The sequence below is a fragment of the Pseudooceanicola batsensis HTCC2597 genome (assembly GCF_000152725.1).
GTDB lineage: Bacteria > Pseudomonadota > Alphaproteobacteria > Rhodobacterales > Rhodobacteraceae > Pseudooceanicola > Pseudooceanicola batsensis.
Genome location: NZ_CH724131.1, coordinates 114,417 through 126,849, shown reverse-complemented (window position 1 = coordinate 126,849; position 12,433 = coordinate 114,417). Strand labels below are relative to the sequence as shown.

At 68.2% G+C, this 12,433-nt stretch carries 13 protein-coding genes; 3 read left to right on the top strand and 10 right to left on the bottom strand.

What is annotated here, in order from left to right; genetic code table 11:
* The first annotated feature begins 82 nt into the window (after positions 1-82).
* Entirely contained in the window at positions 83-1,297 is a 1,215-nt protein-coding gene (locus OB2597_RS04735; protein ID WP_009804381.1) for a DegT/DnrJ/EryC1/StrS family aminotransferase, read from the top strand.
* Between the two features lie 41 nt (positions 1,298-1,338).
* Here the strand turns inward: OB2597_RS04735 and OB2597_RS04730 are convergent, their stop codons facing one another.
* From OB2597_RS04730 to OB2597_RS04700, 7 genes are all read right to left on the bottom strand, one after another.
* Positions 1,339-2,454, bottom strand: a complete 1,116-nt coding sequence (locus OB2597_RS04730) for an ATP-binding protein (protein ID WP_009804380.1) — start codon at positions 2,452-2,454, stop codon at positions 1,339-1,341.
* Between the two features lie 319 nt (positions 2,455-2,773).
* Complete coding sequence (locus OB2597_RS04725) at positions 2,774-3,601, bottom strand: ferredoxin--NADP reductase (RefSeq protein ID WP_040609488.1); 828 nt, start codon at positions 3,599-3,601, stop codon at positions 2,774-2,776.
* A gap of 57 nt (positions 3,602-3,658) precedes the next feature.
* Positions 3,659-4,045, bottom strand: a complete 387-nt coding sequence (locus OB2597_RS04720; protein WP_009804378.1) for a DUF934 domain-containing protein — start codon at positions 4,043-4,045, stop codon at positions 3,659-3,661.
* Complete coding sequence (locus OB2597_RS04715; protein ID WP_009804377.1) at positions 4,042-4,803, bottom strand: phosphoadenylyl-sulfate reductase; 762 nt, start codon at positions 4,801-4,803, stop codon at positions 4,042-4,044. Before OB2597_RS04715 ends, OB2597_RS04720 begins: the two co-directional genes overlap by 4 nt.
* Positions 4,793-6,466 (bottom strand): nitrite/sulfite reductase, encoded by a 1,674-nt coding sequence (locus OB2597_RS04710; RefSeq protein ID WP_009804376.1) that lies wholly within the window; start codon positions 6,464-6,466, stop codon positions 4,793-4,795. Before OB2597_RS04710 ends, OB2597_RS04715 begins: the two co-directional genes overlap by 11 nt.
* Positions 6,467-6,564: 98 nt before the next feature.
* Positions 6,565-6,876: a DUF2849 domain-containing protein gene (locus OB2597_RS04705; protein ID WP_009804375.1), complete on the bottom strand. Its 312-nt coding sequence runs from the start codon at positions 6,874-6,876 to the stop codon at positions 6,565-6,567.
* The gene (locus OB2597_RS04700; RefSeq protein WP_009804374.1) at positions 6,876-7,871 is read right to left on the bottom strand and encodes an NAD(P)-dependent oxidoreductase; all 996 of its coding nucleotides are present in this window, start codon (positions 7,869-7,871) and stop codon (positions 6,876-6,878) included. Before OB2597_RS04700 ends, OB2597_RS04705 begins: the two co-directional genes overlap by 1 nt.
* Positions 7,872-8,014: 143 nt before the next feature.
* Between OB2597_RS04700 and OB2597_RS04695 the strand changes: the two genes are divergently transcribed.
* Positions 8,015-8,476 (top strand): Lrp/AsnC family transcriptional regulator, encoded by a 462-nt coding sequence (locus OB2597_RS04695; protein ID WP_009804373.1) that lies wholly within the window; start codon positions 8,015-8,017, stop codon positions 8,474-8,476.
* Between the two features lie 46 nt (positions 8,477-8,522).
* Here OB2597_RS04695 and OB2597_RS04690 read toward each other — a convergent pair whose 3' ends face one another.
* The gene (locus OB2597_RS04690; RefSeq protein ID WP_009804372.1) at positions 8,523-9,353 is read right to left on the bottom strand and encodes a hypothetical protein; all 831 of its coding nucleotides are present in this window, start codon (positions 9,351-9,353) and stop codon (positions 8,523-8,525) included.
* Positions 9,354-9,578: 225 nt separating this feature from the next.
* Here OB2597_RS04690 and infC point away from each other — a divergent pair, with 225 nt between their 5' ends.
* The gene (gene infC / locus OB2597_RS04685) at positions 9,579-10,073 is read left to right on the top strand and encodes a translation initiation factor IF-3 (RefSeq protein WP_009804371.1); all 495 of its coding nucleotides are present in this window, start codon (positions 9,579-9,581) and stop codon (positions 10,071-10,073) included.
* Between the two features lie 184 nt (positions 10,074-10,257).
* On the opposite strand, the gene OB2597_RS04680 is transcribed toward infC, so the two are convergent.
* Entirely contained in the window at positions 10,258-11,262 is a 1,005-nt protein-coding gene (locus OB2597_RS04680) for a molybdopterin-binding protein (protein ID WP_009804370.1), read from the bottom strand.
* 1 nt (position 11,263) lies between these two features.
* Positions 11,264-12,232 (bottom strand): XdhC family protein, encoded by a 969-nt coding sequence (locus OB2597_RS04675; RefSeq protein ID WP_009804369.1) that lies wholly within the window; start codon positions 12,230-12,232, stop codon positions 11,264-11,266.
* Positions 12,233-12,433: the final 201 nt, after the last annotated feature.

Sequence of the window (12,433 nt, the reverse complement as noted above, 5' to 3'; positions counted from 1 at the left end):
CGCGTGTCGCGGAGATTTCATTTGGCTGTTGCCCGGTCATCGTTTAGTTTTTCCGAAAGAAGAGTTCAGGAAAGCCGAAAAGATGACCCTGCCGCCCAGCGTATACGACGCAGAGCCCATCCCCGACGCCGCCCGGGCCGAGATCGAACGGCTTCTGCAGTCGGGCGATCTCTTTCGCTACACCGCCCCCGAGAACGCGCCGGTCACCCTGCTGGAGACCGAATTCGCCGAGATGATGGGAACCCGCTATGCGCTGGCAGTCTCGTCCTGTTCCGCGGCGCTCTTCCTGTCGCTCAAGGCGCTCGGCCTGCCGCGGGGGGCGCGGGTGATGATCCCCGCCTTCACCTTCGCCGCCGTGCCGTCCTCGATCGTTCATGCGGATTGCGAGCCGGTGCTCTGCGAATGCGGCGACACCTACCGGATCGACCTCGAGGATTTCCACGCCAAGCTGCCCTCGGTCCAGGCGGTCATCATCTCTCACATGCGCGGCCATACCTCGGACATGGATGTCATCATGGCGGCCTGCGATGCCGCCGGCATCCCGGTGATCGAGGATGCGGCGCATTCGCTCGGCACGCTCTGGAACGGACGCAAGATCGGCACCATCGGCAAGATCGGCTGCTTTTCCTTCCAGTCCTACAAGCTGGTCAATTCCGGCGAGGGCGGGATCCTGATCACCGACGATGCCGATGCCGTCGCCCGGGCGATCATCATGTCGGGCGCCTACGAACACATGTGGAAGAAGCACCGGGCGCGGCGCGGCGACAATTCGACCGATCTGGTCGATGCGCTGGAACGCTGGCAGAACAGGCTGCCGCTCTACAACCTGCGCCTGTCGAACCTCAGCGCAGCGATCGCCCGGTCGCAATTGCCCGAGGTCGCGCGCCGGGTCCGGGACGGCCGGCGCAATCACGATCACGTCGCGGCCATCCTGCAGCAGTCGCCCTGGCTGACGGTGCCGCCCAAGCTGCCGCAGGAAGAGCGCGCGCCGGATTCGCTCCAGTTCAACCTCGTCGGCATGACCGACGACGAGACCCGTGCTTTCCAGGAGGCCGCCGCCGCGCGGGGCGTGAAGGTGCAGGTCTTCGGCATGTCGACCGACAATGCCCGCGCCTTCTGGAACTGGCAATTCCTGGGCGAACTGCCAGAGTTGCCGCGCACCCGGGCGATGCTGATGCGGGCCTGCGATACCCGCCTCCCGGCCCGGCTGACACTCGCGGAATGCGGCACGGTGGCCGAGGCGCTGACATCCGCGGCAGAGGACGTCATGGGCGAGGTCAAGGCCTACGGCACCTGACGCCGGGCACCACGCCCGGCGTGCCGATTACGTCCCCGCCCTCAGCCTGCGGTCTCCTGATGCCGCAGGTAACGGGCGAATTCCGGATCCTGCGCCACCCATCTGCCGTTCAGCTTGTGGACCAGCCGGTTCCGCGTCAACGTCTGCAGCGCGCCCGAGACGCGCCCCTTGCTGACCGTCTCCTCGCCGAGCGCCTTGGCGAAAGCCTCGCGCGCAGCGGTCGAGGTCAGCTGCTGGCCGCCCCGCGCGATCTCGAGCAGGACGGCCCGCGGCAGGGGGGCGAGATCGGCCCAGATGCGCGGATAGCCCTGCCGTTCGGCATAGTCCTCGACCAGCATGGCATGGGCCTCGCGCAGGCCCAGCCCGGGGCGCAGCGCCATGGTTTCAAGCGCGCGCCGGAAGGCGTAGGGGGAGCGTCCGACCTCTTCGAAGAAGGCCATCGCCTCGGTCAGGTCGGCCGCCCGGCCCGAGGCCGCCTTCTGGGCCTTGAGGATATGCGCGACGAAATCCATGCCGAGCGGCGGCATGGTTTCCTGCAGCCCGTATTGCAGGAACGGCGCCTCTCGGGCACTGAAGAGCGCCTGCAGGCCGTCGAGGGAGGACCCGGTGAAGACCGCCTTGATCGCCGGTCGCCGCTTGTCGAGGCTCGTCCGCAGCCCGGCCACGAAGTCGCGATGCTCCGGTCTGGCGAGTTCCTGCACCTCGTCCAGAAGCAGCAGGGCGGGCTTTTCGGGCGAGGCGGGAAGCTCGCCCAGCAGGTCGTCGAGCTTCAGCAGGGCGGCGGCGGGCGGCCGGTCCGTCTGGCCGAGAGGAACGTCGATCTCGCCGCCGATGCCCATGGGGGCCACGCGCAGCCTGGGCCGCATCTGCTGAAGCGCGGCGCGGGTGCGGGTCCAGAGACCGGGCGTCTCGAGCACCGCCCGGATGGCGTGGGCGGTGACGATGGCCGGCGGCTCGGGTGCCTGCCAGTAGCTGACATATACCACCGTGAGCCCCCGACGGGCGGCCTCGGGCGCAATGTCGTGGATCAGGAACTGGGTCTTGCCGGTTCTGCGGGGACCGAACAAGGTCAGCGCATCCGCCCCTCCCCTGAGGAACAGCGACAGGACCGCGTCGCGGAATTCGGTCCGGGGAAAATGCCAAAGGTCGGTCTGCATGGGTCTGATGGTATGCAGATGGTCTGCGTTTGTACAGACTCATGCAGACCGGCGGATGGTCTGTGTCTCTACAGACCCACGCAAACCTCGGGGCCTTGCCGGGCCGGGACTGCCGCCAGGGAAAGAGATTGGGCCACGCGCGATGTCCAACCCGGGCCCCGACCAGGTTCTCGTGACAGCGGAACTGCGGGACGAGCGGCGGCGTGGTGTGGCGCGATCGTCCTCGGGTCGCGCCCGCGGCGGAGCTTGGCGCGGGACGAGCCGGAGAGCCCCGGCCCGGACCGGGGATGACGGTGGAGTGGAGTGGCGGGCGCCGGCCTCAGTCCACGAAGGCCTTTTCGACCACGTACTCCTTGGGATCGGAATTGGCGCCCTCGCGCAGGCCGTAGCCTTCCAGCAACTCCTTGATCTCCAGGTTGAACGCGAGATTGCCGCAGACCATGGCACGGTCGTTCTCGGGAGAGATCGGCTCGACACCCAGATCGGTGAAGACCTCGCCCGAGCGCATGCGGTCGGTGATGCGCCCCATCCGGGGGCTCTCTTCGCGGGTGGTCGTCGGGTAATACCGCAGCTTGGAGAGGTTGTCCGCCCCGATCAGTTCGTTCAGCAGTTCGTCCTTGCGGATACCGTCGATCAGTTCGGCGCCGTAGGCCAGTTCGCCGACCTCGCGGCAAGTGTGGGTGATGATCACCTCGTCGTAATCCTCGTAGGTCTGCGGGTCGCGCAAAAGCGAGGCGAAGGGGGCAAAGCCGGTGCCGGTGGCGAAGAACCAGATGCGCTTGCCCGGCAGCAGGGCGTCATGGACCAGCGTGCCCACGGGCTTGGGGCGCAGGATGATCTCGTCGCCCACGGCAAGATGCTGGAGCCGCGAGGTCAGCGGGCCGTCCTGCACCTTGATCGAGTAGAATTCCAGTTCCTCGTCCCACGATGGCGAGGCGATGGAATAGGCGCGCAGCAGCGGGCGGCCGGTGTCGCCCATCAGGCCGATCATCACGAATTCGCCCGACCGGAAGCGCAGCGAAGCCGGCCGCGTGCAGCGGAAAGAGAACAGACGGTCTGTCCAGTGCTTCACATGGGTCACGGTCTGCGCGTCAGGCAGCGTCGGAACTTTGGGGATCGCTTGTTCTGTCACGGTCGCCTCGGTCATGTCGTCTCGGGCCATCGGTGCCCCCTCTAGCGTTTCATTCAGACAATGGAAAGCGGCTCAGCCGGTGCGCAGCCGCGACTGATAGTCATGGGCGCGCCAGTCGGAGCGGAAGCGCCACTGGTCCGCGGGCTGCCGTGCGGCCAGATCGTCCGAGATCTCGACCTCGTCGAAGCCGGAGCGCCGGGCCATGGCGTACTGGTCGGCGATCACATGCCCCGCCGCGCGCAGCTTGCCGGCATAGCCCCGGCGGCGCAGCACGCGGGCGATGGTGAAACCGCGGCCATCCGCAAAGCTGGGAAATGCCACCCGGATCAGGCGCGGGTCTGCGTCGAGGGAGACCTCTTCCGGATCGGTCTCCGGGGGCAGGTCGAGGATCTGGTCCTCGCCGATCTCCGCGGCCCAGTCCGAGCCCGCGAAACCTTCGTCCGTCACGATCACGGTCATGCCGCGCCTCCTCTGACCATCTTGCCGTCCACGAAGTGGATGCCACATTCGTTCTTGTCCTCGCCCCGCCAGCGTCCGGCCCGGGGGTCTTCTCCCGGCGCCACGGGCGAGGTGCAGGGCGCGCAGCCGATCGAGGGATAGCCCCTCGCCACGAGCGGGTGCCTGGGCAGGCGGTTGTCTTCCATATAGGTCCGCACATCCTCGGGCGCCCAGTGGGCCAGCGGGTTGACCTTGATCCGGTGCGGGCCGTCGGCCTCGAAGAATTCCAGATCCGAGCGCGTCGCCCCCTGGAACCGCTTGCGCCCGGTGATCCAGCCGTCGAACTCCCTGAGCGCACGCTGCAGCGGCCGTGTCTTGCGCAGGTCGCAGCAGGCGTCCGTATCGACCGTATGCAGAAGGTCGTCGGGGTCTTCCTTCTGCAGATCCAGCGGATTGGCCCGGACGATCCGCAGGTCCTTGAGGTGCAGCCGTTCCGCCAGATCCGCCTGATAGTCCAGCGTCTCGCGGAACAGCATCTGCGTGTCGATGAACAGCACCGGCGTGGAGGGATCGACCATCGAGACGAGGTGCAGCAGGGCCACGGATTCGGCGCCGAAGGACGACACGAGCGCGATTTTCCCGGCCTCGGGGTCGCGCAGGGCCCCCTCGAGCACGGCGGTCGCACCGTGGTGCCGGTAGCGGTCGTTGAGCACGCGCACCCGCTCCTCCTGCTCGGGCAGGACGGGCGCGCTGAAATCCATCGCGGCTTCAGGCGGCATGGGTCTTCGCCTTCTCGTCCTCGTAGAGAGCGGCCTTGAACGGATCCGCGCCGAGGCGGCGGTAGGCCATCAGGAAGGTTTCCCCCGGGCCCTCGCGCAGGTCGAGATAGGCGCGCACGATCCGCTCGATCGCGTCGGTGATCTCGTCATAGGCGAAACCGGGCCCGGTGCGCGAGCCGATCTCGGCCGTCTCGGTGCCGTCGCCGCCGAGGGTGATCTGATAGTTCTCGACCCCCGCCCGATCGAGCCCGAGGATGCCGATATGGCCGACATGGTGATGCCCGCAGGCGTTGATGCAGCCCGAGATCTTGAGCTTGAGCGGCCCGACGTCGTGTTCCAGCTTGAGCTGGTCGAAGCGTTCCGCGATCTCCTGCGCGACCGGGATCGACCGCGCCGTGGCGAGGGCGCAGTAGTCCATGCCCGGGCAGGCGATGATGTCCGAAATCAGCCCCACGTTCGCCGTGGCCAGATCCGCCGCGCGGAGCGCCTCGTGCAGGGCCGGCAGGTCGGACTTGTGGACATGCGGGAAGATGACGTTCTGTTCATGGCTGATGCGCAGTTCGTCGTGGCCGTACCTCTGCGCGAGCTCGGCCAGCGCGCGCATCTGGTCCGAGGTCGCGTCGCCGGGGGTCGCCCCGTGCTTCTTGAGCGAGACGGTCACGATGGCATAGCCCTCGGACTTGTGTTCGGCGAGGTTGGTGTCTGCCCAGGCGCGGAAGACCGGATCGCGGTCCCGCGCCGTCTCGTAGGCCTCGACCGGCGCGTTGCGGAAAGCCGGCGGGGCAAAGTGCTCCTCGATCCTGGCCAGCATCTCCTGATCGACGCCTGAGAACAGCGGCTTGAGCTCGGCAAACCGCGTCTCGACCTTCTCGCGGATCGTGTCGATGCCGTTCTCGTGGACGGTGATCTTGATCCGCGCCTTGTACTTGTTGTCGCGGCGACCGAGCGTGTTGTAGACGCTGACGATCGCCTCGAGATAGGGCAGCAGGTCCGCGGGCGGAAGAAAGTCGCGGATGACCTTGCCGATCATCGGCGTCCGGCCCAGCCCGCCGCCGACGAGCACCTCGTAGCCCGGCTCGCCCCTGTCGTTGCGTACCATGCGGATGCCGATGTCATGCGCCTTGACCACCGCCCGGTCGTTCGGAGACCCGGTGACGGCGAACTTGAACTTGCGCGGCAGGAACTGGAACTCGGGGTGGTCGGTGGACCACTGGCGGATGAGCTCCGCGACGGGACGCGGATCGGCGATCTCGTCCGCGGCGGCGCCGGCGAAATGGTCGGCGGTCACGTTGCGGATCGTGTTGCCGGAGGTCTGGATCGCGTGCAGTTGCACCTCGCCCAGTGCGTCGAGGATGTCCGGCACATCCGGCAGCTTGGGCCAGTTGTACTGGATGTTCTGACGGGTGGTGAAATGGCCGTAGCCCTTGTCCCACCTGTCCGCGATCATGGCCAGCTGGCGCATCTGGTCGCTGCGCAGCGTGCCGTAGGGGATGGCAACCCGCAGCATGTAGGCGTGCAACTGAAGGTAGAGACCGTTCATCAAGCGCAGCGGCCGGAATTCGTCCTCGGTCAGCGATCCGTCGATCCGCCTTGCGACCTGGGCGCGGAACTGCGCGTTCCGCTCGTCCAGGAAGGCTTGGTCGAAATCGTTGTAGCGATACATGGTGCGGGTCCTTTCGGTGCCCCGGCCCCCGTGCCGGGGCCTCGTGGGCGCGTTTCGGTTCTGCATCTGGTCGGCGGCGGCGTGCCGGCCGGAGGGGGTCAGCTCCGCGAGGGGCCCTCGGCCTGCTTGCCGTGGCGGTAGTTCGAGGGGCCGGTCCGGCGGAAATCCTCGCGGAAATGCGTCGGCTGCGGGCCGGCGTCGCCGGGCGCCATATCGGCGAGATAGGCGCCCACGATCTCGGACTGGCGGCGGCTGGCGTCGAGCAGCCGCACCTCGGCCACGGCCTCGTCGGTCAGCAGTTCGGCCTCGTTCAGATCCCGGGTCCAGCGGTCGTCCTCGGTCAGGTAGACGACATCGCCTTCCAGAAGGGCGTTGGCGGTGACGACTTTGGGTGTGAAGCTGCGCGGCATCAGGCCTGCTCCCGTCTTTCTGTTGCGGCTCCGGCGGCGATGCCGGGGATCACGGTGACCTCCGCGCCGGCGGCGCGAACGGCGGTTTCCAGTCTCGCGGCGCCGGGACGGGACGACAGATAGAGAACGTGCCGCCCTCCCTTCGCCCGCCGCGCCAGGAGTTGCGGCAGCGGTGGCACGGTGGCCGTCTCGTGCAGCGTGATGAAGTCGGCCTCGCGGCGGGCCAGTTCGAGAATCCCGGGGGCGATGTCATCGTCGTGGACCACCACGTCGGCCGTATCGAGCGCCCGGCGGGTCTTCATTACCAGAAGATCGGGATCGTCCGAACCGGTCCAGGCCAGCGTGACCCGGTCGGGCCGCGCGTTGCCGTCGCGATGCGCCCCCAGCAAGGCCGCAAGGGCGGAGCGCAGGTCCCGGCCGGCGGCATGCGCCTCGGGACCGGCCCGATCGAACCAGTCGGCCCAGAACTCGCGGCGCGGCGCGCCGTGGGGCAAGGCCTCGGCCTCGTCCCGGAAGGCGGCGGCGGCGGCGGCCAGAGGACCGGTCGAGACCGGCAGGTCCTCTTCCAGCCGGGCCTTGATCCGGCGGGCCAGCACGGGGGCCGCCCCTTCGGTGCCGATGGCCACGGTCACCGGCGCGCGGTCGACCATGGCGGGGGTGATGAAATCCGATGCGCCGAGGTTGTCGACCACGTTCGTCAGAACGCCCGCCGCACGGGCGAAGGCCAGCGTCCGGGCGTCCATCGCGTCGTCCTCGTCGGCCGCGTAAACCAGCGAGGCGCCGTTCAGGTCGCCGCGCTGCAGGTCGCGCCGGGCCAGCCGCAGGCGGCCCTGACGCGCCCAGGTGTCGATTTCCGGGGCGGGATCGCGCGAAAAGACCTCGATCCGGGCGGGCGTCTTCATCAGCAGGCGCAGCTTGGCCAGCGCCGCCGCCCCGCCGCCGGACAGCAGGACGCGCGCCTCCGCCATGGCCAGGAAGATCGGAAAGTGCTGCATCGGGTCGCCTTTCGGGCTGGATTGACACCCCTGAGAATAGGAAATAATTCCCCCTCAGCACCATGGGCGCAGGCAAATAAGGACACCGTCCCGCCACCCGCCCCGTTTTGGTCCGGAATCCCGGTGCCGAAGGGAAAACAGGAATGGCTGACCGGATGGATGAGCTCGACCGGAAAATCCTTTTGCAATTGCAGCAGGACACGACCCCCTCGATCGAGGAAATCGCGCGCAGCGTGGGCTCTTCCAAGACGCCGGTCTGGAATCGGATCCGCAAGATGCGGGACCGCGGCATCATCAAGCGCGAGGTGGCGATCCTCGACGCCGACGTGCTGGGGTTCGAGGCCTGCTTCTTCGTCCTGATCCGCACGTCCGAGCACGACGCCGAGTGGCAGAACACCTTTCTTCAGGCGCTCAGGGACCGGGCCGAGGTGCAGGAGGCGCATCGCCTCGCCGGGGATATCGACTATGTGCTGAAGGTACGCGTCCCGAATGCCCGCGCCTACGACACGTTCTATCAGGCGCTGATCTCGGAGGTGAAGATCCACAACGTCACGGCACTGCTGTCGATGGAAGAGATCAAGTCGACCACGGCGCTGCCGCTCTGACGGGCCGGACGGACGCCCGGCCCCGATCCCGCACCTGCGGGCATGCTCAGGGCTCGAGGCCCAGCCGGGTCCTGATCCGGGCAAGAATCTCGCGCAGCTCTTCCGGGCTGTCGCGGACCTGCTCGACGCCGGACTTGAGCAGGGTCTTCTGCAGATCGCCGATCTCGGAGGCGTCGATCATCTCGATCACCCGGTCGACGTCGAAACCCTCGACGGTCAGCACCTCGGCCAGTTCCTCGACGCTCATCCCGGTCTCCTCAGCGATGGCCCGCAGGTCCTCACCGGCCTCGGCCGCGGTGTCGGCGGTCGCATCCGCGGCAGCATCGGCAGCGGTCTGTGCGACTGTGGCAACATCCTCCGCAGCATCAGCCGCGGCCTCGGCCGCATCCGCGGCTTCGTCGGCCGCCTCCCTGGCACTGTCGGCCGCGTCCCCGGCCTCCGCTTCCACCGTTGCGACATCGGCCTCGGCGGCCTCTTCCACGCTGTCCGAAGCGCCGTTCGCCATCTCGGTGGCCCGATCGACGGTCTCCTGCGCCGCTCCGGCGATCGTGTCCGCCGTCTCGTCGACCGTGTCCGCGGCGATGGCCGCAGCGCTACCTGCGCTTTCGCCGACGGTGTTCGCGGCCTCCGAAACCGCCCCCGAGACGGCGTCGGCCACGGCATCGGCAGAGGCGGTCGCCGCCTCTCCGGTCTCGGCCGCGGCCCCGGAGGTCTCTTCCAGGGCCTCGGGCGCGGTGATTTCCGCCTCGTCCGCCGCGACCGTGGTCTGTGCCTCCGACATCCCGGCCTGCTGGCCGGGCATCCGGACGACCCCGGTGGCGATCAGCGCGCCGACGACCACGACCAGGGCGACGACAATTGCCAGTATCTTGCCCATTTCTCATTCCTTTCCAGAAAGTTGAATCGCAGTTCCAGCACGTGACACGGCCCGTCGCGGCATTCGTCCGGAATCGGATTTGCGTGGAGCAATCGCCCATTTGCCGCTTGAAAGAAAGCCCCGTCGCGACTAGTTTACGCGCTCACGTTATTAGGCCATGAGAGGACCAGAGAGATAGCCCGCAGACCCCACAACGCGCCGCCGACCCGTGACACGGGCCCCCGCGTGAACGACCGAATCCGCGCCCCCGAAGTCCGCCTGATCGGAGCCGAGGGCGAAAACCTCGGTGTCGTCACGCCCGAACGCGCCATGGCGCTGGCCGAACAGGCCGAACTGGATCTCGTCGAGATTTCGCCCAATGCCACGCCGCCGGTCTGCAAGATCATGGACTTCGGCAAGTTCAAGTACGAACAGCAGAAGCGGGAATCCGAAGCCCGCAAGAAGCAGAAGACCATTGAGGTGAAGGAGGTCAAGTTCCGGCCCAACACCGACACGCACGACTATGACGTCAAGATGCGCAACGTGGTCAAGTTTCTGGAAAAGGGCGACAAGGTGAAGGTCACACTGCGGTTCCGCGGCCGCGAGATGGCGCACCAGAACCTCGGCCGCGAACTGCTGGAACGGGTCGCCGAAGACGTCAGGGAGATCGGCAAGGTCGAGAACATGCCCAAGATGGAAGGCCGCCAGATGATCATGATGATCGGACCGGTCATCAAGTGACCGCCGGCCATCCTCCTGCGATACGGGCGGCCCTGCGGGGCCGCTTTTCGTTTCCGCAGGGGGGGAGGAGCGATCGACGCTGTCCTCCACCGGGGCAGGTTCCAGAAACGCTCTCCGCAATCTTCCTGACCCGGCCGTGCGAGATTGTTCCGGCGCACCGATCTCGTGTCGCCCCGCAGCCCCCTCAGGTCCGCCCCGCCCTGGGTTGCGGCCGCGAGGGGATCTCCTTGAGCAGGCCGCCCACCCCCATTCCGGCGATGTCGTCGGCCGTCACCGGCAGCGCACAGGCGATGCGTGCCAGCACCCAATCTGCCCCGTTCAGCGCGGGAGAGCGGGCGCAGCCGGGCAGGCCGATGACAGGCCGGTCGTTCAGCTGACCGAGGAACAACAGGTTGCCCGGGTCCACCGGCATCCCGAACCGCTCGATCCGGCCGCCCGCCGCGCGGACGGCCTCGGGGGCGATGTCATGGGGGTCGGAGGTCGCCGAGCCGGTCAGGATCAGCGTGAGGTCGGCGGCGGCACCGCCGGTCAGGGCCGACTCGATCTCGGCCTGCCGATGCGGGACGGTCACGACCTCGCCGAGCGTCATGCCGAGCGCCGCGAGGCGGCTTTCCATCGCCGCCACCCCCTTCTCCCCTGCCCCGCCGGGGATCTCGGTGACGATCAGGCGCGCCGTGGCCAGCCGGACCGGCGCGACCCGGATGGCGGCATCGCCGCGCAAGAGCGTCTCGGCCTCGTCCACCGCGGCAGCGGGCACGGCATAGGAGATGATCTTGACCGTCGCGACCATTCCGCCTTCGCTCATCTGCCGATGATCGGGAACCGTGGCGAGCGTGAGCATCGGATCGATGCGGTTCAGTTGGTTCAGCCGGTCGGGGTCCAGTCTGGCCACACCGGGCGCGGTGGCCAGCAGGTTGACGCGGCCGGTGAAGGCCCGCGTCAGCCTCAGGTGCGCGGGCCCGGGGTCCGGCACGAGCGCCTCGGCGATGCGGGCGGCGGCCTCGTCCTCGGGCACGTCGCCGGGTTCGGGACGGGCGACGATGACCTCGTCCAGCCCGAGTGCCGCCAGGCTGGCGACATGCTCTCCGGTAAGGATCAGGCCCTTGCGCAGCTTGCCCGACGAAAGCGCGACCGAATGCGCCAGCGTCGCGCCTTCGGCCTGATGCAGGGGGACCGGTCCGAACTTCACCTCAGGCGCCTTTCCTCAGAACCTGCGTGATCTCGGCCATGATGGCGACGGCGATCTCGGCGGGACCCGCCGCGCCGATGTCGAGCCCCACGGGGGCGTGGATGCGGTCGATCTCGGCGCCGGTGAAGCCCTTTTCCTCAAGCCGGGTGACACGCTTGGCATGGGTGCGGGTCGAGCCGAGCGCACCGATGTAGAACGCCTCGGAGCGCAGCCCGATCTCGAGCGCGGGGTCGTCGATCTTGGGATCATGCGTCAGCAGCACGAGGGCCGTGCGGGTATCCGGCGCGATATCGGCCAGGACCTCGTCGGGATAGGCGTCGCGGATCGTCTCGCCCGGAAAGCGGCTTCCGGCGGCGAAGGCGGGACGCGGGTCTATGATCAGCGGATCGTAACCAGCAAGGCGCGCCATGGGGACCAGCGCCTGCGCGATGTGGACCGCGCCGACGATGGTCATGCGCAGCGGCGGGTTGTGGATGGCCACGAAGGTCGCGCCATCCTCGAGAAAGCCCGAACGATCCGCACGGAACCGGTCGGTGAAGTCGTCGCGACCGGCGAGGCGCCCGCTCCAGTCGGCGGTGTCGACCACATGGGCGACGGGGGTCCGGGCGGCCCGCGCTGCGCACAGGTCCTCGAGAGTGTCGACCGGCAGGCCCTGCGGGAAGCCGACCGGCTGCAACAGGATGCGGATCGTGCCGCCGCAGGCGAGGCCCACGGCAAAGGCATCGTCGTCCGAGACACCGTAGGTCAGGACCGCGCTCCTGCCGCTGTCGATCGCGTCGAACGCCTCGGTGATCACCGCCCCCTCGACGCATCCGCCGGAGACCGATCCGGCGAGTTCCCCCTCTCCCGACACGGCGAGCATCGCCCCGACCCGGCGGGGGGCACTGCCCCAGGTCTCGACCACCGTGGCAAGCGCCGCGCCCTTGCCGGCCTGGTGCCACGCGAGAGCCTGTTCGGGTATCTGGTCCATGTCGCGATCCTCCGATCGCGACTCTGGCAGATTATTCGGCCGGCCCCAAGGGCCGCCGTGCATCCCGCCGGGATCCGCCTGCCGGGACCCCGGCCCCGGTCGCATAAAGGCAATCGAAAGACCTTGAGGGTAGGGTCGAAACACACGGCCCGTTTCACCTTCATGGTGCGCCCCATCCCCGGCCGGGCCGAAGAAAGGCCG